This window comes from Streptomyces mutabilis, from assembly GCF_046628145.1.
Classification (GTDB): domain Bacteria; phylum Actinomycetota; class Actinomycetes; order Streptomycetales; family Streptomycetaceae; genus Streptomyces; species Streptomyces mutabilis.
This window is the reverse complement of record NZ_CP176874.1, coordinates 2,361,663-2,382,712: the sequence shown is the minus strand read 5'-3', so window position 1 is coordinate 2,382,712 and position 21,050 is coordinate 2,361,663. Positions and strand designations below refer to the sequence as shown.

Here is a 21,050-nt window from a genome sequence, read left to right as displayed (position 1 = left end):
AGGCGGGTGCCGGTCCCGTGCGGGAGTTCGTGGTCGAGGCCGACGGCGGGTCGCGGGGCAACCCGGGGCCAGCGGGCTACGGCGCGGTGGTGCTGGACGCGGCGACGGGGCAGACCCTGGTCGAGGCGGCCGAGTACCTGGGCGTCGTCACGAACAACGTGGCCGAGTACCGGGGCCTGCTGGCCGGTCTGCGCGCGGCGCGGGAACTGGACCCGGACGCGACCGTGCACGTCCGGATGGACTCCAAGCTCGTCGTCGAGCAGATGTCGGGCCGCTGGAAGATCAAGCACCCCGACATGAAGCCGCTGGCGGCCGAGGCGGCGCGGATCTTCCCGCCCGGGCGGGTGACGTACGAGTGGATCCCGCGCGCCGGCAACAAGCACGCCGACCGCCTGGCCAACGAGGCGATGGACGCGGGAGCGCGCGGCGAGCAGTGGTCGCCGTCGGCGTCGACTGCGGAACTGGACGCCGGGCGCTCCGCCGGTGCCCCTGGCGCGGGGGACGCCGACGCACGGACGCGCACCGGCGCCGCGGATGCCGCCGGTACCGGCGGCGGGCTCACCGCGGCGGGCGCTGAGGGAGTCGCCGCCGAACCCGAGGCGGCGGATGCCGGGGGAGCCGTCGTCGAACCTACTGCGGCGGGCTCCGGGGAAGCCACCGCCGACGACCCCACCGCCGCGAGCACCGCGCCGGCCGCGAGCACCGCGCCGGCCGCGAGTACCGCCGCAGCCGCCGGCACCGCCACCGCTCCCACCGGCGCGGAAGCCGCCACGGCCGCCGACGTCCGGGCCGCGAAGACCGTGGCCTCACCCGGCTGGGGACCCCCCGACATGGGTGCCCCCGCCACCTTCGTCCTGCTCCGGCACGGGGAGACGCCCCTGACGCCGCAGAAGAGGTTCTCCGGGAGCGGCGGCAGCGACCCGTCCCTGTCGGCCGCCGGCCGCGAGCAGGCCGAGAAGGTCGCCGCGAGCCTCGCCCGGCGCGGCACGATCCAGGCGATCGTCACGTCCCCCCTGGCCCGCACCCGCGAGACCGCCGGCATCGTCGCCGCCCGCCTCGGCCTGGAGGTGACGGTCGAGGAGGGGCTGCGGGAGACCGACTTCGGCGCCTGGGAGGGGCTGACCTTCGGCGAGGTGCGCGAGCGCCACCCCGACGACCTGACCGCCTGGCTGTCCTCGCCGGACGCGGAGCCGACCGGCGGCGGCGAGAGCTTCGCGGCGACCGGCGCCCGTGTCGCCGCGGCCCGGGACAAGCTGGTCAGGGCGTACGCGGGCCGCACGGTCCTGCTGGTCTCCCACGTCACGCCGATCAAGACGTTCGTCCGCCTCGCCCTGGGCGCCCCGCCCGAGTCGCTGTTCCGCATGGAGCTGTCGGCGGCGTCGCTGTCGGCGGTGGCGTACTACGCGGACGGCGGCGCGAGCGTCCGCCTGTTCAACGACACGTCCCACCTGCGCTGAGCGAGGCCGCCGCACGGGCCAGCGCCTCGACGCGCCCCCAGTCCCGGCCGGCCACCGCGTCCTTGGGCAGCATCCAACTGCCCCCGACGCAGCCGACGTTGGGCAGCGCCAGGTAGTCCGGTGCGGAAGCCGGCCCGATGCCACCCGTCGGGCAGAAGCGGGCCTGCGGCAGCGGGGCGGCGAGCGCCTTGAGGTAGGCGGTGCCGCCCGCGGCCTCGGCCGGGAAGAACTTCATCTCCCGCACCCCGCGCTCCAGCAGCGCCACCACCTCCGACGTGGTCGACACCCCCGGCAGGAACGGCACCCCGGACGCCCGCATCGCCTCCAGCAGCGCATCGGTCCACCCCGGGCTCACCAGGAACCGCGCCCCGGCCGCCACGACCTCCCCCACCTGTCCCGGCGTGATGACCGTGCCCGCGCCGACCACCGCGCCCGGCACCTCGGCGGCGATCACCCGGATCGCGTCGAGCGCGACCGGCGTCCGCAGCGTCACCTCGATCGCGGGCAGCCCACCGGCGACGAGCGCCCGGGCGAGCGGCACCGCGTCCGCGAGATCGTCGACGACCACGACCGGGACGACCGGGGCGAGGTCCAGTACGGAGGCGGCGGGAGAGGAGGGCAGCGGTGAACTCATGCGCTCATCGTGCCGCCGGGGAGCACAAGGCGCAACGAGCGTTGCGTCATGTGCAACGAATGCGCCGGTCCCTTCGCATGCTCCAGTCCCTTCACATGCTCCGGTCCTTCAGTGGACCTCCGCCACCAGCACGTCCAGCTCCCACGGCTTCCCCGCCTTCACGGGCGCCTGAGCCTCCACCTCGTAGCCGAGATCACGCAGCGCCTCGACCAGCTCGGCGGGCCCGGCCGGAGCACTCCCGGACGTCAGCAGACTCCGCACGATGCGCCCCTTGGTCGCCTTGTTGAAGTGGCTGACCACCTTCCGGGTCGGCGCGTGCAGCACCCGCACGGTCGCCGTCCGCCCGGCGACCTCCCCCTTCGGCTTCCAGGCCGTCGCGTACGCCGCCGACCGCAGGTCCAGCACCAGCCCGTCACCGGCCGCCTCCGGCAGCACCTCGGCCATCGGCGCCCGCCAGTAGGCGCCCAGCGCACCGAGCGCGGGCAGCTTCACGCCCATCGAGCACCGGTAGGAGGGAATCCGGTCGGTCACCCGCACCGCGCCCCACAGCCCGGAGAACACCAGCAGCGAACGCGCGGCCCGCTTCCGCGCCGCCGCGTCGAGCGAGGCCAGGTCCAAGGCGTCGTACAGCACACCCGTGTAGATCTCGCCGGCCGGTCGCGCCCCGGCCGTGCGCAGCTCGGCGTTCTTGGCGACCTCGCCGCGCAGCCCCTCGCTCAGTCCGAGTACCTCGCGCGCCTTCTCCTCGTCCCCGGCGCACAGCTCGACCAGCTCACCGAGGACGGTCTCCCGGGCGGGGGTCAACCCGGGGAGCGACAGCGACTCCGGCTTCAGCGGTGCGCCCCGGCCGGACGCGGCCTTCCCCTCGGACGGCGGCAGCAGGACAAGCACACGTACTCCTTCACATCGAGTCTGGCCCTCGGTCAGGGTACGGCGTAGCCCTCCCGTGCCTGGTCGACGGCCCGTACGAGCGCCCCGGGATCGTCGGCGTGGAAGCGCACGACACGTACCTCGTGCCGCCGCCCGAAGAAGGCGGCGTGGGTGACGGGCTCGGTGAGTTCGAGGGTGACGGAGGTCTGCGCCCCCACGGCGAGATCCAGCTCACCCTCCGTCCGCTCCTGCGCCATCCGCAGCTCCCGGCGCACGGACGCGATCCGCTCCAGCGGTATCCGCAGGTCGACGTGGACGGCCCGGCGGATCCGCAGCGTGCCGCCGACGGGGTCCAGGACGTGCGGCCGGACCACGGAAGCGGCGTGCAGCCCGATCACGACGACGATGGTGTACACGTCCAGGACCAGCACCACGTGGTGCACGGTGGGCCAGTTCCGCAGCAGCACGGACATCATCACGGTCTCGATCACGCACACGAACGCGAACCCGAACATCATCGCGCCCTGCCCCCGGACGTACCCGAAGGCCGTCCCGCCGCCCACCGTCCCGTGGGTCCGCCGGCGCGCCCACAGCCACAGACTGGCCAGCAACCGCAGCTCGTGCCGGACCATGAGCCAGGGAATCCGCACGTAGCGCGGGCCGCTCATGACCGCCGCCCCCGCGCGACGATCTCCAGGGCCAGCCGGATCGCCTCCGCCTGCCCCGGCGCGAAGTCGGCGTACATGGCGCGCAGGAAGCTGTGATCGGAGTCGAGCGAGACGTCCTCCTCGGGCAGCATCTGGGCGGGCAGGCACTCGGCGAGCACCCGGGCCGCCTCCGCCACCCGCGGATCATCGACGCCGACGTCCGCCAGCTCGTCGAGCAGCGCGTACGCCCGATGCGCCTGTGCCACCGCCTCCGGTGAACCCAGGGCGCCACGCAGCGCCTTCAGCAGCCCCTCCCGGTCCTCCGGCGCCACCGTGCTCTCCAGAAGCGCCAGCATCTCGCGGTCCCGTACGGCCATGGGGGAGCCGGAGACGTCCCCCATCCCCGCGAACAGCTCGGCCAGCTCCGGCGAGACCGGCCCCTCGGCCGGCAGCCCGCCCTCCGCCGCCAGCAGCTCCCGCAGCCGCGCCCGGCGGTCCCGGATCGCCTCCTCCTGCCGCGCGAGGTCCGCGTCCAGTTCCTCCAGCACCTCGGTGAGATCCTTCCCGGCCTCGTCCGCGAGCACGTCCCGCACCTCCGCGAGCCCGAGCCCCAGCTCGGTCAGCCGCCGGATCCGGGCCAGCACGACGACGTGCCGCAGGGTGTACGTCCGATAGCCGTTGGCCAGCCGTTCCGGTTCGGGCAGCAGGCCCTGGTGGTGGTAGTGCCGCACGGTCCGCGTGGTGACGCCGACGACGTCGGCGAGTTCTCCGATCCGCATGGCTCCAGTAGAGACGTTGACGTTGCGGCAGGGTCAAGCGGGAAGCCGGGCCCGCTTCCGGACGGCGCCGCCGGTCCTGTGCCACGATCGAGGGAGCGGTTTCCGATCTCACGGACACCCCCTCCCCGCTCCCTCCTCCCTCGACCTGGACACCGCCGGCTTCCTCTGATCCAGTTGGACCGGGGGGTGGGAAGCGGTGGACGCACGCGGCGAACAGGCACGGTGGACCAGGGCCCGGCTGGGGACGGCCGGTCCGCCCCTCGATCTCCTCACCGCCCGCTTCGACCGTCACGTCTACGCCCCGCACGCCCACGACGAGTACACGGTCGGCGTCACCGTCGGCGGCCTGGAGGTCATCGCCTACCGGGGCGGACACATCCACTCGGGACCGGGATCCATCGTCGTCCTCGAACCCGGCGAGGTGCACACCGGCGGCCCGGCCGCCCCCGACGGCTACTCCTACCGCGCCCTGTACGCGGCCCCGAGCCTCCTCGCCGACGGCACACGCGCCCCCGCCGCCCTCCCGCACTTCCGCGAACCCGTCCTCGACGACCCCGAACTCGCCGCCGCCCTGCGCGCCGCGCACACGGACCTGGCCCACTGCCCCGACCCGCTGGAGGCCGAGTCCCGCCTCCCCTGGCTCCTCACCGCGCTGGCCCGCCGCCACTCCACCGCCCGCGCGACCGACGACACGGTCCCCGGCGCCGCCCGCGTCGCCCGCGCCGTACGCGACCGCCTCGCCGACGAACTCCTCGCCCCGCCGTCCCTGGCGGCCCTCGCCACCGACCTCGGCCTGTCCCGCTACCAGCTCCTGCGCGCCTTCCGCACGGCGACGGGGATACCGCCGTACGCCTGGCTCGCCCAGCACCGGGTGGCCAGGGCGCGGGGGCTCCTGGACGCGGGCCTGCGCCCCGCCGAGGCGGCGGCACTGGTGGGCTTCGCCGACCAGGCGCACCTGACCCGCTGGTTCCGCCGGGTCCTCGGGGTGACCCCGGCGGCGTACCGCAACAGCGTTCAAGACCACGCCCGCTGACCCTGCGGAGACTTACCGCATGACTGCACGCGGCTGGTTCCTGTTCTCCCTGATGGGAGTGGTCTGGGGCATCCCCTACCTCATGATCAAAGTGGCGGTGGACGAGGTGTCCCCGTCGGGGGTGGTGTTCGCCCGCTGCGCCCTCGGCGCGCTGCTCCTGCTCCCCTTCGCGCTGCGCCGGCCGGGCCTGACCCGGAACGTGCGGAAGCACTGGAAACCGATGCTCGCGTTCGCGGTCATCGAGATCATCGGCCCCTGGTACACCCTGACCGACGCCGAACGCCACCTCTCCAGCTCCACGGCGGGCCTGCTGATCGCGGGCGTACCGATCGTCGGCGTCCTGCTGTCCCGCTTCTTCCACGCAGCCGAGTCGCTGGGTGCCCGCCGCCTCACGGGCCTGGCCCTCGGCCTAGGCGGCGTCGGCGTCCTCACCGTCCCCCACCTGACCGGCGGCGACGCCCTCTCCCTGGCGGAGGTCCTGGTCACGGTCATCGGCTACGCCACGGCCCCCCTGATCGCCGACCGCCACCTCAAGGACGTCCCGACGCTGCACCTCATCACGCCCTGCCTGGCCCTGGCGGCCCTCGTCCACGCCCCCGCGGCCGTCGTGACCCGCCCGGCGGACCTTCCCTCGACCGGCGCCCTGGCCGCTCTGGCCGCCCTCGGCGTCGTCTGCACCGCGGTCGCCTTCGTGGCCTTCCTGGAGCTGATCAAGGAGGCCGGCCCGATCCGCGCCTCGGTGATCACGTACGTCAACCCGGCGATCGCGGTAGCGGCCGGTGCCCTCTTCCTGGCCGAACCCCTGACCGCGACCGTCCTGACCGCCTTCACCCTGATCCTCACCGGCTCGGTACTGGCCACGGCCGCCGCGCCGGAGCCCCGCTCGCGCCGGGTACGATGGTCGACACGGCAGACGAGCCGGGCGGGCGGCCGCGTGGAGTCCCTTGCGGGACTTCCCGAGGAACGTCCGGGCTCCACAGGGCAGGGTGATGGCTAACGGCCACCCGGGGTGACCCGCGGGACAGTGCCACAGAAAGCAGACCGCCGGAGGCTTCGGCCCCCGGTAAGGGTGAAACGGTGGTGTAAGAGACCACCAGTGCCCAGGGCGACCTGGGCAGCTAGGTAAACCCCACCCGGAGCAAGGTCAAGAGGGGCGCCGTGAAAAGCGCTCTGCGCGGACGATCGAGGGCTGCCCGCCCGAGTCCGCGGGTAGACCGCACGAGGCCGGTGGCAACGCCGGTCCTAGATGGATGGCCGTCGCCGGCGGGACCGCGAGGACCCGCCGGAACAGAACCCGGCGTACAGCCCGACTCGTCTGCCGGCTTGTACTGCTTCCGCCGGCAGCGGCCACGACCCCGAGGGGCGGAGGCCCGCCCGTCCTGGCGTCGCAGAACCGGCATCACGTTTCGCCGGCGCGGCCGCCAGGCTCGGTCCGGTGCGCAGGGCGTATCGAGACGGCGGGTGCCCCGGTCGACTCCGCCGCCACCGCGGCCCACACGCGCCACGCCGCCGAGCCGACGGCGGAGCGGCCGAGCGGGGCAGTGATCGCGACGACCGAGCCCGAGATCCGGCAGAGGCAGCCCGTACGCGTCATCGGCGTCGGGCCCTGACGCCCGGCCGCCGTCACCTCACCCGACCCCCGGCATCACCCGCTCCGCGATCAGCCGCAGCTGCGTGTCCACGTCCGCCGCCTCCGGCAGGTCGCGGCCCGTGAACGCCTTCACCAGGGTGCGGTCGGTGATCGCGCAGATCATGTGGTTCACGCCGCTGGGGGCGATGTCCCGTTCGATCTTCTCCCGGCACTCCTCGGGCGTGCCCGCGACCGAGAGGCGGTCGGCGATGTCCGGGGTGGTCAGTTCGATGCCGCGGGCCAGGTCGCCGGCGCCGATCGCGTCGATGACCGGCTTCAGCTCGGCCGGGTCCACGCCGTTGCGGAGCAGTTGCTCCTCCGGCATCGAGGAGGCGTAGATGCCGACCATGCTGCGTGCCGCCTCCTTGGCGACCGCCGAGTCGGGGCCGGTCGCGAAGACCACCCACGCCCCGATGTCCAGCGACCGCCAGTCCTTGCCCGCACGCTCGGCGCCCGCCCGGATGTGCCGCACCGCGTAGTCGTAGGCCTCGCGGGTGTAGCTCAGGGCGTGGTGGCAGCCGTCGGACAACTCACCGGCCGCCTCGAAGGACGTCGGCCCGCGCATCGCGCCGAGCTTCAGCGGCAGCCGGTCCTGCACGGGCCGGGCGAACGTGAACAGGCCGTCGTAGGAGAAGAACTCGCCGTCGTGCGTGATGGCGCCCTCGTCGAGGAACGTGCGCATCACGTGCAGGGCCTCCTTGACGCGGGAGAGCGGCCTGGTGCGGGCCCAGTCGATGCGGTACTGGGCGAGCAGGCCGAAGTTGCCGCTGGACAGGACGCCTTCGGCGCGTCCGCCGGAGAGTTCGTCGAGGGTGGCGAGGGCCTGGGCGATCAGGGTGGGCTCGCGCAGGGTCACCGGGGAGACGCTCGGGCCCAGGCGGATGCGGCTGGTGCGGCCCGCCGCCGCGGCGAAGAGGAGCCAGAGGTCCTTGTGCCAGGTCTCGTCGGCGGCGTAGCAGGCGTGGAAGCCGAGTTCGTCGGCGAGCCGGATGGACTCCAGGGACTCGGCCAGGGGGTAGTCGGGGAGCATGGCGTAGCTGAACTTCACGTGCGACACCTTTCGTTGGGTGAAGGGCGTGCGTGTGCGCGGCCGTGTCGTGCTCCGCCCGTCCCGAGGATCCGAGCCTCTTCCCGCAGTTGTCCAGAGGGTGGATGGTCGAAACTTTCGGTTGAGTGAGTGGGCATTTCTGGTCCACGAGTCTTCCCTCGTTCCGCAGGGCGGGCTTCACGGTCGTTGAACTGCGGCTGAGCAGTGGATTGAGCGGACGTGCGGACGGCGAGGGGTGGGCGAAGCTTTCGAAACATTTACCGAAACTGTTGACGCTTGACGGGTGCAGGCCAACACTGGCGCCGTTGTTCGAACCGTGCAGGACTCCAGGAGAGGAAGCACCCCCCATGAACCTGCTCGTACAACCGGGGCGCCGCAGAAGCGGCCCCCTCACGCTGCTCGTCAGGAGCGCCTGGGCCGTCGCGCTGGCCGCCCTCGCCGCCATGATGCTGCCGGGCACCGCCCACGCCGGCACGGTCGTCACGACCAACCAGGAGGGCACCAACAACGGCTACTACTACTCGTTCTGGACCGACAGCCAGGGCACCGTCTCCATGGACATGGGCTCCGGCGGCCAGTACAGCACCTCCTGGCGCAACACCGGCAACTTCGTCGCCGGCAAGGGCTGGAGCAACGGCGGACGCCGGACCGTGCAGTACTCGGGCACCTTCAATCCGTCAGGCAACGCGTACCTGGCCCTCTACGGATGGACGTCGAACCCGCTCGTCGAGTACTACATCGTCGACAACTGGGGCACCTACCGGCCCACGGGCGAGTTCAAGGGCACCGTGACCACCGACGGCGGCACCTACGACATCTACAAGACGACGCGTTACAACGCGCCCTCCGTCGAAGGGACCCGCACCTTCGACCAGTACTGGAGCGTGCGTCAGTCCAAGCGGACCGGTGGCACCATCACCACCGGCAACCACTTCGACGCCTGGTCGCGGGCCGGGATGCCGCTGGGCAGCTTCAGCTACTACATGATCATGGCCACCGAGGGCTACCAGAGCAGCGGCAGCTCCAACATCACGGTCGGGGGGACCAGCGGTGGCGGTGGCGGCGGTGGCGGTGGCGGCGGTGGGTGCACCGCGACGCTGTCCGCCGGGGAGAAGTGGGGGGACCGGTACAACCTCAACGTGTCCGTCAGCGGGTCCAGCGACTGGACCGTGACGATGAACGTGCCGTCCCCGGCCAAGGTCATGTCGACCTGGAACGCCAACGCCACGTACCCCAGTGCGCAGGTGCTCACCGCCCGTCCCAACGGCAACGGGAACAACTGGGGCGCCACGATCCAGGCCAACGGCAACTGGACCTGGCCGTCGGTCTCGTGCAGCGCGGGCTGACCGAGACACGGAGGAGAGAGGAGGAGCCGCTCCCATGAGAACGAGATCCCGTCCGTCCCTGCGGTCCCTGGTCACCGCCGTCTCCGTCGCCGCGCTGGCCGCCGCCGGCACCGTCGCCGCCGACGCCGCCCCCGCCCGGGCCGCCGCCTGCAACGGCTACGTCGGGCTCACCTTCGACGACGGCCCGTCCGGCAACACCCGGGCGCTGCTCGACGCGCTCAGGCAGAACGGGCTGCGGGCCACGATGTTCAACCAGGGCCAGTACGCGGCCCAGAACCCGTCCCTGGTCCGGGCCCAGGTCGACGCCGGCATGTGGGTCGCCAACCACAGCTACACCCATCCGCACATGACCCAGCTGAATCAGGCGCAGATGGATTCGGAGATCTCCCGGACGCAGCAGGCCATCGCGAACGCGGGCGGTGGCACGCCGAAGCTCTTCCGCCCGCCGTACGGCGAGACCAACGCCACGCTGCGTGCGGTCGAGGCCAAGTACGGGCTGACCGAGGTGATCTGGGACGTCGACTCGCAGGACTGGAACAACGCCAGTACCGACGCGATCGTGCAGGCCGTCTCCCGGCTGGGCGACGGCCAGGTCATCCTCATGCACGACTGGCCCGCCAACACCCTCGCGGCGATCCCGCGCATCGCGCAGACCCTGGCGGGCAAGGGCCTGTGCTCCGGCATGATCTCGCCGCAGACCGGGCGTGCCGTGGCCCCCGACGGGGGCGGCGGAGGTGGTGGCGGAGGTGGTTGTACCGCGACCTTGTCCGCCGGGCAGCGGTGGGGGGACCGGTACAACCTCAACGTCTCGGTGAGCGGGTCCGATGACTGGACCGTGACGATGAACGTGCCGTCCCCGGCCCGGGTCATGTCGACCTGGAACGTCAACGCCAGTTACCCCAGTGCCCAGGTGCTGACCGCCAAGTCCAACGGCAGCGGCAACAACTGGGGCGCCACCATCCAGGCCAACGGCAACTGGACCTGGCCGACGGTCTCCTGCCGGACGGGCTGACCGGCGCCGCGTGTGTCCGGGTCCGGGGCGCGCTCCCGGGCCCGGCACCCTCACGTACCGGGCGGCAGCGACCGGCCCGCCACCCGCGCCAGATGCCGCTCGAACACCTCCCGCGCCTCGGGCGTCAGCGTGCGCAGTGCCACCATGGCCGTGATCACGACGTCGCACAGCTCCGCCTCGACGTCGTCCCACGTGTGGGTGACTCCCTTGCGCGGGTTCTGGCCGGTCGCGCCGATCACCGCCTCGGCGACCTCGCCGACCTCCTCGGACAACTTCAGCATCCGCAGCAGCAGGCCCTCCCTGCCGCCGACGGGCTGGTCCGCCTCCAGCCACTTCCACAGGGCGTCGATGGTGTTCCACAGGTCGGTGCGGGTGGCGGGGGCGGTGCCGTGGTCGTCGTCGCTCATGGCGGGCAGCCTGCCACGGGAGGGAGGGCGGGCGGTACGTCAGTCGAACAGGGGCTCCTGCTGCCCCTCCGCCGCCTTCCGCACCCGCTTGTTCCGCGCCCCGACCACCACCGCCGTGGCCGCCGCGGTCACCGCCAGTGCGGCCGGGACCATCCAGTTCCGGTTGACGGCGTGACCGAGGGCGTGGTCGAGGGAGAGGCGGCCCGGGCCCGAGACCGCGAGGCCCGCCGCCGTCAGGCCGAGGGACACCGCGTACTCGTAGCCGCCGGCTTGGGCGAAGAAGCCGTTGGGGGCGTGGACCGCGGCTGCGCCCGCCATCGCGCCGGCCGCGGCGGCGCCCGCTGCCGGGGTGGCGAGGCCCAGCGCCAGCAATGCCCCGCCGCCCGCCTCGGCGAGGCCCGCCGCGGTGGCACTGGCCCGGCCGGGCGCGTAGCCCATGGCCTCCATGGCCTGACCGGTCCCCTCGATGCCGCCACCGCCGAACCAGCCGAGCAGTTTCTGCGCGCCGTGTGCGGCCAGGACACCGCCGGTGCCGAGCCGGAGCAGCAGCAGGCCCAGATCACGCCGGTCATAACAGTTCACGTCGACTCCCTCGCGGACGGCGGCTGATCACACCACTCACCACCGTCGCCCGCCGGTGCCGCGCGGGCCCCTCGCGGGCGCCATTGGAGTGAAGGGCGTCAGGGCGAGGCGCCCGCGGTCGGGTGGCGAGGAGCCCGCGGTCGGGTGGCGAGGGGTCGCGGGCGGTGTGACTCTGGCCGGCATGACGATTCAGACCACGCGACTGAGCGACCCGGCCGTCCGCGCCTTCGTCGCCGCCGTGAACGCGCACGACCGTGACGCCTTCCTGGCCACGCTCGCGCCGGACGCCACCATGGCCGACGACGGGGACGACCGGGACCTCGCCCAGTGGATCGACCAGGAGATCTTCTCCTCCAACGGGCACCTGGAGGTCGACAACGAGTCGAACGGCGGCCGTGCCCTCATCGCCCGCTACCGCAACGACACCTGGGGCGAGATGCGTACCCGGTGGAACTTCACCGTGGACGGCGACGGCCGGATCGCGCGGTTCGAGACCGGGCAGGCGTGAGGGGAGGAGGCGCAGGGGCGACAGCAGTAAGACACGGCAGCCGTTCCGCCCCCCCAACCGGCGCGTCTCCGCGCTCTCACGCGGGATTCCCCCCAGCCGGTGCCGCGGAACGGCTGCCGCCTCCCCCCTCGGGATGGCTCGCGGAGCCGCACGGGAGGCTTGGCCGCCAAGTGTGAAGCTCCTGTGAAGGAGAGTTGAGCATAAGTCCGCCACCGGCCGCAATAGTGCGGACTTCGATATTCCGATTGTGTGGATCGAGGGGCGGCTTCCCGCGCCCCCCTCAGCCGCGCCCCACGTACGGCATCGCCGTCGCCATGACCGTCGCGAACTGCACGTTCGCCTCCAACGGCAGCTCCGCCATGTGCCGCACCGTGCGCGCCACGTCGGCGACGTCCATCACGGGCTCGGGTGCCGTCTCCCCGTTGGCCTGGAGCGCGCCCGTCTGCATGCCGGCCGTCATGTCGGTCGCCGCGTTGCCGATGTCGATCTGGCCGACCGCGATGCCGTAGGGCCTGCCGTCCAGGGACAGTGACTTGGTCAGACCGGTCAGCGCGTGCTTGGTCGCCGTGTACGCCACCGAGTGCGGGCGGGGGGTGTGTGCCGAGATCGAGCCGTTGTTGATGATCCGGCCGCCCCGCGGGTCCTGCTCCTTCATCTGCCGGTACGCCGCCTGCGCGCACAGGAACGCCCCGTTGAGGTTGGTGTCCACCACGTGCCGCCACGCCTCGTAGGGCAGCTCCTCGACCGGCACCCCGCCCGGGCCGAACGTCCCGGCGTTGTTGAACAGCAGGTCCAGGCGTCCGAAGCGGTCGCGCACGGCGGCGAACAGGGCCTCGACGTCCTCGGGGCGTGACACGTCGGCGCGGACCGGGAGCGCCGTCGCGCCCTGCGGTGCCCGTGCCGCCGTCTCCTCCAGCCTCTCCGGGCGCCGGCCCGCCAGGGCCACCGACCAGCCGGCCGCGAGCAGTTCGACGGCGACCGCCCGGCCGATGCCGGAGCCGGCTCCCGTCACGAGGGCTACCTTCTGCGCGCCGGTGTTCTCCTCGGCGGCGGTTCTCACGGTGTTCATGAGTCGGCAGCGTACGCGTGGCCGAACATGCGGAACTCATGCGTCCGACATGGGATCGCCATGTCCGCGCCAAGCCAGGGTCGTCACCGGCCATTCGAATGCCCCCTGCAACCACCGCAAGGGGAGGAACGGATGACACCCGCGAACCACCAGGGCCACAACCGGCCCGGGACCACGCCCTCGCACGCGCCCGAACTCCGCGCCGCCGCCCGGCACCTGGGCCGCCGTCGCTTCCTGACCGTCACCGGCGCCGCCGCCGCGCTCGCCTTCTCCGTGAACCTGCCGTCCGCCGGCACCGCGAGCGCCGCCGAACTCGACCCGGCGCAGCTCACCGGCGACCCCTTCACCCTCGGCGTCGCCTCCGGCGACCCGCAGCCCGGCTCCGTCCTGCTGTGGACGCGCCTGGCCCCCGTGCCGTACCAGGCCGACAGCGGGCTGCCCGCCAAACGCGTCGACGTCTCCTGGGAGTTGGCGCTCGACGAGCGCTTCCGCCGCGTGGTCAGACGGGGCCGGGCCACCGCGCACCCCGAGTTCCACCACACCGTGCACGTCGAGGTCGACCACCTCGCGCCCGGCCACGTCTACTACTACCGCTTCCGCGCGGGCCGGTACGTCAGCCCGGCCGGCCGCACCCGCACCGCGCCCGCCCAGCGGAGCCGGGTCTCGGACCTCACCTTCGGCCTGGTCTCCTGCCAGCGCTACGACCAGGGGTACTACACCGCGTACAAGCACCTGGCGCAGGAGGACGTGGACGTCGTCTTCCACCTCGGCGACTACCTCTACGAGTACGCCGTGAACTCCAGCGGCGGATCCCGCGCCTACCCCGCGGGCACCCTGCCGGACCTCTTCGACCGGGAGACGGTGACGCTGGAGGACTACCGCCTGCGGTACGCCCTCTACAAGTCGGACCCCGACCTCAGGGCCGCGCACGCCGCGCACCCGTTCGTCGTCACCTGGGACGACCACGAGACCGAGAACAACTACGCCGACGAGACGCCCGAGAACAGCGTCCCGCCGGAGGAGTTCCTCATCCGCCGCGCCGCCGCCTACCGGGCCTACTGGGAGAACATGCCGCTGCGCCGGCCCCAACTGCCCGACGGCCCGGACCTCAAGCTCTACCGCCGCCTCCACTGGGGCAGGCTCGCCCAGTTCGACGTGCTCGACACCCGCCAGTACCGCTCCAACCAGGCCTACGGCGACGGCTGGCAGTTCCCCGGCCCCGAGTCCGAGGACCCGAGCCGCACCCTGACCGGCGACACCCAGGAACGCTGGCTGATCAACGGCTGGCACCGGTCCGACGCCCTGTGGAACGTGGTGCCCCAGCAGGTCACCTTCTCCCGCCGGTTCAACTCGACCAGCACCCCGTCCAAGGTCTCCATGGACTCCTGGGACGGCTACCCGGCCTCCCGCGAGCGGGTGCTGGCCGGCGCGCAGGCCGCCGGCGTCGAGAACCTGATGGTCCTCACCGGCGACGTGCACGTCCACTACGGCTTCGACGTCAAGCGGGACTTCGACGACCCCGGCTCCCGGACCCTGGGCACCGAGATCGTCACCACGTCCGTCACCAGCGGGCGCGACGGCTCCGAGAAGCCCTCCAACTGGGACACCCTCATGGCCGCCAACCCGCACCTGAAGTTCTTCAACGGGCTGCGCGGCTACACGACCGTCTCGCTCGGCCGGGAGCTGGCGCGGGCCGACTTCAAGACGGTCTCCCACGTGACCACCGGGGGCGCGCCGCTCACGACCGCCGCCTCCTTCGTGACCGAGGTGGGGGACCAGGGGCTCAAGCCGGCGTGACCGCGCGCTCCTCGCCGGGGTAGCGGACGCCGACGCGGTCCCGGATCGCGTCGAGCGTCCGCATCACGGCCAGTGTGCCGTCCAGCGGGACCAGCGGGGACTCGGTCTCACCGGCACGCAGGGCGCGCATCACCTCCCGGGCCTCGTGCTTGAGGCTGGCCCGGGGCCCGTCGGCCGGGTCCGCCCGGAACTCCTGCGGCTCCTTGCCGTCGCGGTGCAGCACGAAGTGGTCCGGGAAGAAGAAGCCGTACGGGACGTCGATGCGGCCCTCGGACCCGGTGACCGAGGCGGAGTTGGGCGTGCCGCCGGTGATGGAGCAGTGCACCGAGGCGAGAGCGCCGCCGTCGTAGGAGAGCAGCGCACCCGTCTGGAGGTCGACGCCCTCCTCCGAGAGCACCGCCCGCGCGACGACGTCCGACGGCTCGCCGAGCAGCAACTGTGCGAACGACACCGGGTACACGCCCAGGTCGAGCAGTGCGCCGCCGCCCTGCGCGGGGTCGCGCAGCCGGTGCGCGGGCGGGAAGGGGCCCGCCAGGCCGAAGTCCGCCTGGACGCTGCGGATCTCGCCGATCGCGCCGTCGTCGACCAGCGCCTTCAGGCGCCGGACCAGCGGGTTGCAGTACATCCACATCGCTTCCATCAGGAAGCTGCCGCCCGCGCGGGCGAGCGCGACGAGTTCCTCCGCCTCGCGCACGTTCAGCGTGAACGGCTTCTCGCACAGCACGTTGCGCCCCGCCTCCAGGCACAGGCCGGCGGCCGTGCGGTGCGCCGAGTGCGGGGTGGCGACGTACACCACGTCGACCTCCTCGTCCCGGGCGAGCGTCTCCCAGTCGCCGTACGCCCGGGATATCCCGAACCGCTCCGCGAACGCCTTCGCCGACGCCTCCGTCCGCGAGGCCACCGCCACGACCTCTGCGTCCGGCAGATCGACCAGATCCGCCGTGAACGTCGCCGCCATCCCACCGGTCGCCAGAATCCCCCAGCGCACCTTCTGCCCGGTCACCGCTGACACCCTGCCCCACCCTCGCTCAGGTCGTTCGAGTTTGTTCGTTCAAGACCGTACGAGCTGAGAGCATAGGTGCCGGATCTGCAGAAGAGGGAGGGGCACATGCCCGAGAGCGGGCCGTCCACACCGCACGCACCGCAACCGATCACCCCACAACCGAACACGACACACACGCCGCACACGGCCGGACCGGGAACGGGACCGGCCGTCGGCCCGCTGCCGGACGACCGCGGCAGCCGCGGCGCGCGCCGCACCGGACTGCTCGTCACCCTCCTCCTCGGCGGGCTGACCGCGACGCCGCCGCTGGCGATGGACATGTACCTCCCCGCACTCCCGGAGGTCACCCGGTCCCTGAGCGCGCCCGCCGCCACCGTGCAGCTCACGCTCACCGCCTGTCTGGCCGGCATGGCGCTCGGACAGCTCGTGGTCGGGCCGATGAGCGACAAGTGGGGCCGCCGGCGCCCGCTGCTGACCGGCCTCGCCGTGTACGTCGTCGCCACCGCGCTGTGCGCGCTCGCGCCCACCGTGGAACTGCTGGTCGCCTTCCGGCTGGCGCAGGGGCTCGCGGGGGCCGCCGCGATCGTCATAGCCCGGGCCGTCGTGCGCGACCTCTACGACGGTGTGGCCATGGCCCGCTTCTTCTCCACCCTCATGCTGATCTCCGGGGTCGCCCCCGTCGTCGCACCGCTCATCGGCGGACAGATCCTGCGGGCGACGGACTGGCGGGGCGTCTTCGTCGTGCTCACGGTCGTCGGGGTGGCGCTGGGCGCCGTCGTGTGGGCCAAGCTGCCGGAGACGCTGCCGGAGGAGGAACGGCACGAGGGCGGCGTCGGCGACACGCTGCGCGCCATGCGCGGGCTGCTCGCCGACCGCGCCTTCACCGGCTACATGCTCGCGGGCGGATTCGCCTTCGCCTCGCTGTTCGCCTACATCTCCGCGTCGCCGTTCGTCGTCCAGGAGATCTACGGGGCGTCGCCGCAGACGTTCAGCCTGCTGTTCGGGATCAACTCGATCGGGCTGGTCGCGGTCGGGCAGCTCAACGGCAAGATCCTGGTCGGGCGGGTGCGTCTGGACCGGGTGCTGGCCCTCGGCCTGCTGATCGTCATCGTCGCCGCCACCGCCCTGCTGCTGATGTCCCTCGGCGTCTTCGGCGAGGTCGGGCTCGTGCCGGTCGCCGCCGCGCTGTTCGTGCTGATGTCGGCGATGGGCATCAGCCTGCCCAACACGCAGACGCTCGCGCTGATGCGGGTGAAGAAGTCGGCCGGCTCCGCCTCCGCGCTGCTCGGCACCTCCTCCTTCCTCATCGGCGCCGTCGCCTCGCCGCTGGTCGGGATCGCGGGGGAGGACACCGCCCTGCCGATGGCCGTGGTGCAGCTCGTCGCGGCGGTGCTGGCGCTCGCCTTCTTCATGGGGATGTGCCGTCGTCCTTCGGAGGGAGAAGAGAGCTGAGCACACCGAGACTGCGCAGCGGCACCCCGGAGCGGGCCGGGCTCGACCCCGAGCAACTCCGCCGTGCCGTCGAGGAGGTGCACGGCCTCACCACCGGGGAGCGGCCCTGGGCGGCGGGGGCCGTCGTCGCCGTGGGGCGGGGGCCCGTGCTCGCCGTGGAGGAGGCGGCGGGCTGGGCGGTGCGCTACTCGGCCTACGACGCGCGCGCGGACGCGGGCGTGGAGCTGCCCGAGCGCTCCCGGGTGCCGATGAGCGTCGGTACGCCCTTCGACCTGGCGTCCCTGACGAAACTGTTCACGGCGGTCGCCGCCGTGCAGCAGATCGAACGGGGCACCCTCGGCATCGACGCGGAGGTCGGGGCGTACCTGCCGGACTTCCGGGCGGCGGCCGTGCACGGGATCACGGTGCGGCAGCTGCTCACGCACACCTCCGGGCTGCGGCCCGAGCTGCCCCTGTACGACTGTGCCGACGACGAGGAGCGGCTGCGGCGGCTGCGGGCGGAGCCGCCGGTGGGGGTGCCGGGGACGTACTGCTACTCGGACCTGAACATGCTGCTCCTCCAGCACGTGCTGGAGCGCATCACCGGCCGCACCCTCGACGTCCTCGTCCGCGACGGGATCACCCGGCCGCTGGGCATGACGGCGACGCGCTTCGGGCCGTGCCCGGGGGCGGCGGCGACGGAGGACCAGCGGCGGCCGTGGGCCAAGGCGGACCGGGGGATGCTGCGGGGGGTCGTGCACGACGAGAACGCGTGGGCGCTCGGCGGGGTGGCGGGTCACGCGGGGCTGTTCTCGACGGGGCGGGACCTGGCGGTCTTCTGCCGCGCGCTGCTGGCGGGCGGCTCGTACGGGCCGGCGCGGATCCTCGGCCCGGACTTCGTGGAACTGCTGCTGACCGGCCCGGGGCTCGGCTTCGCCCTCGACCAGCCGTGGTTCATGGGGGAGCTGGCGGGGCGGGGGGCGGCCGGGCACACCGGGTTCACGGGCACGATGCTGGTCCTCGACCGGGCGACGGACACGTTCGCCGTTCTCCTGGCCAACACGGTCCACCCACGCCGCCGGCCACCGGACAACGGACCGCGGGCGGGACTGGGGACACGGGTGGCGCGGGCCGTACGGGTCGCCTCCGGCGGTTGAGCGGGTGCCTCCGGTGGTGGGGCGGGTGCCTCCGGTGGTGGTGCGGGGTGTCTGCGGCGGTGGGGTGGCTGCCTCCGGTGGTGGTGCGGGGTGCCTGCGGCGGTTGGCCGGGGTGCCTGCGGCACAGCCGGGTCAGCCGCCTGCCGCCGTAGCCGCGTAGCTGCGGGCAGTCGTGCCGCTGGGGCGATGGGGGTCCCCCCGCTCGAGCGAAGCCGAGAGTGGGGGAGGGTGGGCGCAGCGGCACCCCGCAGCGCCGGGCCGCGCACCCACCCCGCGCCCACACCCACCCCGGGCGCCCTCCCTGGCCGCCGGCGCCGCAGGCACCCCGCGCCGCAGGCACCCCGCGCCCCCATACAATTCGCCGAGTGAACGACCCCGCCGAAACCCTGCGTGCCGCCCTCGCCGAGCTGGTCGACGGGCTCCCGCCCCGCCAGGCCGCGCAGGCCGTGGAGCGGCTGATCGCCAACTACCGCGGGGCCACCCCCACCGACGCCCCCATCCTGCGCGACCGCGCGGACGTCGTCGCCTACGCCGCCTACCGCATGCCCGCCACCTTCGCCGCCGTACGCTCCGCGCTCGCCGCGTTCGCGGACGCCGTGCCCGGGTGGGTACCCGGCGGCCACGTCGACGTCGGCGGCGGGACCGGCGCCGCGACCTGGGCCGTCAACGACACCTGGCCCGGTGCCCGCCCGGTGACCGTGCTCGACTGGGCCGAGCCCGCGCTCGCCCTCGGCCGGGAGATCGCCGACGCCCTCCCGGCGCTGCGCGACGTCCGCTGGCAGCGCGCCCGGATCGGAGCGGCGCTCACCGTGGAGAGCACCGACCTCGTCACCGTCTCCTACGTGCTCAACGAGCTGACCGGCCCCGACCGCGCCGCCCTCGTCGACGCCGCCGCCTCCGCCGCGCACGCTGTCGTGATCGTGGAGGCCGGGACGCCGGACGGGTACGCCCGGGTCATCGAGGCCCGCGACCGGCTGGTCGCCGCCGGGTTCCGGGTGGCCGCCCCCTGCCCGCACAGCGCCGCCTGCCCCATCGTCCCCGGCACGGACTGGTGCCACTTCGCGGCGCGGGTCAGCAGGTCCAGCCTGCACCGGCAGGTCAAGGGCGGCTCCCTCGCCTACGAGGACGAGAAGTTCAGCTACGTCGCCGCCACCCGGCTCCCCGTCGAACCCGCTCCCTCCCGGGTGGTCCGGCGTCCGCAGATCCGCAAGGGCCAGGTCCTGCTCGACCTGTGCGAACCCGACGAGCAGCTGCGCCGCCGGACGGTCACCAAGCGCCACGGCGACCTGTACAAGGCCGCCCGCGACGCCGACTGGGGCGACCCCTGGCCCCCACCGGAGGCCAACCAGCCCGCGCAGTAGGGTCGTTGACCGAAGGAGGGCGCATGGCAGCACCGCTCGCCGGGCGCGGGGAGACCGTCGCCCGTACCGTCTCCGCCGCGCTCGCGGCGACGCGGCAGCTCACCGGCGGTCTCGGTACGGCGCTGCTCGCGCTCCTGGTCCTGTGCGGGCTCGCCCTCACCGCCGTGGCCTGCCTGGTGGGCGTGGGCCTGCTGATGGCACCGGCCGCGCTGCGCGCACTGCACGCCCTGGCCGCGCGGGAACGGGAGCGGCTGGGGCGCTGGGGCGAGGAGGTCGTGGCCCCGGACCCGCCGCCGAACGGGCTGCGCCTCGCCCTCGCCGATCCGGTCACCCGGCGTGAGCTGCGCTGGGTGGTCCGGCACGCCACCCTGGGGCTCCTGCTGGGCCTGCTCGGCGTTCTCCTGCCGATCTGCGCCGTCCGGGACACCACCTTCCCGCTGTGGTGGCCGCTCCTGCCGGGGGACGCCACGACCACGTCCGTGGGGATCGGCACCGCCCACTCCTGGGCGGACGCCCTCGCGGCGGCGCTGCTGGGGGTGGGCTGGGTCGCGATCCTGCTGGGGCTGGGTCCGGGAATGGCGCGGCTCCAGTCCGGCCCGGGACGGCGGCTGCTGGCGGCGGGGCCGGGGGCGGACCTGTCGTTGCGGGTGGCGGAGCTGACGGCGACGCGGGCGGCGGCGCTGGACGCGCACGCGACGGAGCTGCGGCGGATCGAGCGGTCGTTGCACGACGGCGCGCAGAACCGGTTGGTGTCCGTGACCGTGTTGCTGGGGGCGGCGCGCCGGATGGCGCACCGGGACCCGGTGGGGGCGGAGGAGCTGCTGGAGCGGGCGCAGGTGGCGGCGGAGGAGGCGTTGGCGGAGTTGCGCGGGGTGGCGCGGGCGATCCTGCCGCCGGTGCTGGCGGACCGGGGTCTGGCGGGGGCGTTGTCGGGGCTGGCGGCGGACTGCGCGGTGCCGTGCCGGATCGAGGCGCAGGTGCCGGAGCGGTGTGCGGCCTCGGTGGAGGCGACGGCGTACTTCGTGGTGGCGGAGGCGTTGACGAACATCGCGAAGCACAGCGGGGCCCGGCGGGCGTCGGTGACGGTCCGCGGGCACGGGGGGCGGTTGCGGGTCGTGGTCGAGGACGACGGGCGCGGCGGCGCGGACGAGGGCGGCGGCACGGGGCTGACGGGCATCCGGCGCCGGGTCGCGGCCCATGACGGCTCTCTCCGCCTGGACAGTCCGCCGGGCGGACCTACGACCCTGGAAGTGGACCTGCCCTGTGGAACCTGACGTGG

The 21,050-nt window shown here is 73.5% G+C and carries 19 protein-coding genes, 1 other RNA gene and 1 pseudogene; 12 read left to right on the top strand and 9 right to left on the bottom strand.

Going from position 1 to position 21,050, the window contains the following annotated elements; all coding sequences use genetic code 11:
* The first annotated feature begins 17 nt into the window (after positions 1-17).
* Complete coding sequence (locus ACLIN4_RS10605; RefSeq protein WP_411576749.1) at positions 18-1,457, top strand: bifunctional RNase H/acid phosphatase; 1,440 nt, start codon at positions 18-20, stop codon at positions 1,455-1,457.
* On the opposite strand, the gene eda is transcribed toward ACLIN4_RS10605, so the two are convergent.
* From eda to ACLIN4_RS10585, 4 genes are all read right to left on the bottom strand, one after another.
* Positions 1,432-2,091 (bottom strand): bifunctional 4-hydroxy-2-oxoglutarate aldolase/2-dehydro-3-deoxy-phosphogluconate aldolase, encoded by a 660-nt coding sequence (gene eda / locus ACLIN4_RS10600; protein WP_107479112.1) that lies wholly within the window; start codon positions 2,089-2,091, stop codon positions 1,432-1,434. The genes ACLIN4_RS10605 and eda overlap by 26 nt on opposite strands.
* Before the next feature lie 108 nt (positions 2,092-2,199).
* Positions 2,200-2,982 carry a peroxide stress protein YaaA gene (gene yaaA, locus ACLIN4_RS10595; protein ID WP_381940116.1) on the bottom strand — a complete coding sequence of 261 codons (783 nt, stop codon included), beginning with the start codon at positions 2,980-2,982 and terminating at the stop codon, positions 2,200-2,202.
* A 32-nt stretch (positions 2,983-3,014) separates the two neighbouring features.
* Positions 3,015-3,629 carry a hypothetical protein gene (locus ACLIN4_RS10590; RefSeq protein WP_411575710.1) on the bottom strand — a complete coding sequence of 205 codons (615 nt, stop codon included), beginning with the start codon at positions 3,627-3,629 and terminating at the stop codon, positions 3,015-3,017.
* Complete coding sequence (locus tag ACLIN4_RS10585; protein WP_411575709.1) at positions 3,626-4,387, bottom strand: MerR family transcriptional regulator; 762 nt, start codon at positions 4,385-4,387, stop codon at positions 3,626-3,628. The genes ACLIN4_RS10590 and ACLIN4_RS10585 overlap by 4 nt, the downstream gene beginning before the upstream one ends.
* A gap of 196 nt (positions 4,388-4,583) precedes the next feature.
* On the opposite strand from ACLIN4_RS10585, the gene ACLIN4_RS10580 reads away from it, so the two are divergent.
* The 3 genes and pseudogenes from ACLIN4_RS10580 to rnpB all read left to right on the top strand — a co-directional run bounded on the left by ACLIN4_RS10580 (position 4,584) and on the right by rnpB (position 6,738).
* Positions 4,584-5,420 carry an AraC family transcriptional regulator gene (locus tag ACLIN4_RS10580; RefSeq protein WP_381913375.1) on the top strand — a complete coding sequence of 279 codons (837 nt, stop codon included), beginning with the start codon at positions 4,584-4,586 and terminating at the stop codon, positions 5,418-5,420.
* Positions 5,421-5,439: 19 nt separating this feature from the next.
* A pseudogene (locus ACLIN4_RS10575) lies at positions 5,440-6,267 on the top strand (DMT family transporter); the annotation flags it as partial.
* A 67-nt stretch (positions 6,268-6,334) separates the two neighbouring features.
* Positions 6,335-6,738: RNase P RNA component class A (gene rnpB, locus ACLIN4_RS10570), an RNA gene on the top strand.
* A gap of 310 nt (positions 6,739-7,048) precedes the next feature.
* Here rnpB and ACLIN4_RS10565 read toward each other — a convergent pair.
* Positions 7,049-8,098, bottom strand: coding sequence for an LLM class flavin-dependent oxidoreductase (locus ACLIN4_RS10565; RefSeq protein WP_411575708.1), 1,050 nt, complete (start codon positions 8,096-8,098; stop codon positions 7,049-7,051).
* Between the two features lie 347 nt (positions 8,099-8,445).
* Here ACLIN4_RS10565 and ACLIN4_RS10560 point away from each other — a divergent pair, with 347 nt between their 5' ends.
* Complete coding sequence (locus tag ACLIN4_RS10560; RefSeq protein WP_290013540.1) at positions 8,446-9,444, top strand: glycoside hydrolase family 11 protein; 999 nt, start codon at positions 8,446-8,448, stop codon at positions 9,442-9,444.
* 34 nt (positions 9,445-9,478) lie between these two features.
* The gene (locus tag ACLIN4_RS10555; protein WP_411575707.1) at positions 9,479-10,456 is read left to right on the top strand and encodes a polysaccharide deacetylase family protein; all 978 of its coding nucleotides are present in this window, start codon (positions 9,479-9,481) and stop codon (positions 10,454-10,456) included.
* Between the two features lie 50 nt (positions 10,457-10,506).
* On the opposite strand, the gene ACLIN4_RS10550 is transcribed toward ACLIN4_RS10555, so the two are convergent.
* Both ACLIN4_RS10550 and ACLIN4_RS10545 read right to left on the bottom strand, forming a co-directional pair.
* On the bottom strand, positions 10,507-10,863 hold the full coding sequence (locus ACLIN4_RS10550) for a MazG-like family protein (protein ID WP_307652901.1): 357 nt from the start codon (positions 10,861-10,863) through the stop codon (positions 10,507-10,509).
* 39 nt (positions 10,864-10,902) lie between these two features.
* Complete coding sequence (locus tag ACLIN4_RS10545) at positions 10,903-11,445, bottom strand: DoxX family protein (RefSeq protein WP_289903569.1); 543 nt, start codon at positions 11,443-11,445, stop codon at positions 10,903-10,905.
* 181 nt (positions 11,446-11,626) lie between these two features.
* Between ACLIN4_RS10545 and ACLIN4_RS10540 the strand changes: the two genes are divergently transcribed.
* The gene (locus ACLIN4_RS10540) at positions 11,627-11,953 is read left to right on the top strand and encodes a nuclear transport factor 2 family protein (RefSeq protein WP_107480244.1); all 327 of its coding nucleotides are present in this window, start codon (positions 11,627-11,629) and stop codon (positions 11,951-11,953) included.
* 280 nt (positions 11,954-12,233) lie between these two features.
* Here the strand turns inward: ACLIN4_RS10540 and ACLIN4_RS10535 are convergent, their stop codons facing one another.
* Positions 12,234-13,022: an SDR family oxidoreductase gene (locus ACLIN4_RS10535; protein ID WP_107480243.1), complete on the bottom strand. Its 789-nt coding sequence runs from the start codon at positions 13,020-13,022 to the stop codon at positions 12,234-12,236.
* Positions 13,023-13,154: 132 nt separating this feature from the next.
* Here ACLIN4_RS10535 and ACLIN4_RS10530 point away from each other — a divergent pair, with 132 nt between their 5' ends.
* Complete coding sequence (locus tag ACLIN4_RS10530) at positions 13,155-14,819, top strand: alkaline phosphatase D family protein (protein ID WP_307652902.1); 1,665 nt, start codon at positions 13,155-13,157, stop codon at positions 14,817-14,819.
* Here ACLIN4_RS10530 and ACLIN4_RS10525 read toward each other — a convergent pair.
* The gene (locus tag ACLIN4_RS10525) at positions 14,806-15,822 is read right to left on the bottom strand and encodes a Gfo/Idh/MocA family protein (RefSeq protein ID WP_179342774.1); all 1,017 of its coding nucleotides are present in this window, start codon (positions 15,820-15,822) and stop codon (positions 14,806-14,808) included. The genes ACLIN4_RS10530 and ACLIN4_RS10525 overlap by 14 nt on opposite strands.
* A 105-nt stretch (positions 15,823-15,927) precedes the next feature.
* On the opposite strand from ACLIN4_RS10525, the gene ACLIN4_RS10520 reads away from it, so the two are divergent.
* The 4 genes from ACLIN4_RS10520 (at position 15,928) to ACLIN4_RS10505 (ending at position 21,045) form a co-directional block, all read left to right on the top strand.
* Positions 15,928-17,274, top strand: coding sequence for a multidrug effflux MFS transporter (locus ACLIN4_RS10520; protein WP_290013543.1), 1,347 nt, complete (start codon positions 15,928-15,930; stop codon positions 17,272-17,274).
* The gene (locus tag ACLIN4_RS10515; protein ID WP_289903577.1) at positions 17,241-18,410 is read left to right on the top strand and encodes a serine hydrolase domain-containing protein; all 1,170 of its coding nucleotides are present in this window, start codon (positions 17,241-17,243) and stop codon (positions 18,408-18,410) included. Before ACLIN4_RS10520 ends, ACLIN4_RS10515 begins: the two co-directional genes overlap by 34 nt.
* A 365-nt stretch (positions 18,411-18,775) precedes the next feature.
* Positions 18,776-19,771 (top strand): small ribosomal subunit Rsm22 family protein, encoded by a 996-nt coding sequence (locus tag ACLIN4_RS10510; RefSeq protein WP_107479163.1) that lies wholly within the window; start codon positions 18,776-18,778, stop codon positions 19,769-19,771.
* 23 nt (positions 19,772-19,794) lie between these two features.
* Positions 19,795-21,045, top strand: a complete 1,251-nt coding sequence (locus tag ACLIN4_RS10505; RefSeq protein WP_107479162.1) for a sensor histidine kinase — start codon at positions 19,795-19,797, stop codon at positions 21,043-21,045.
* Positions 21,046-21,050: the final 5 nt, after the last annotated feature.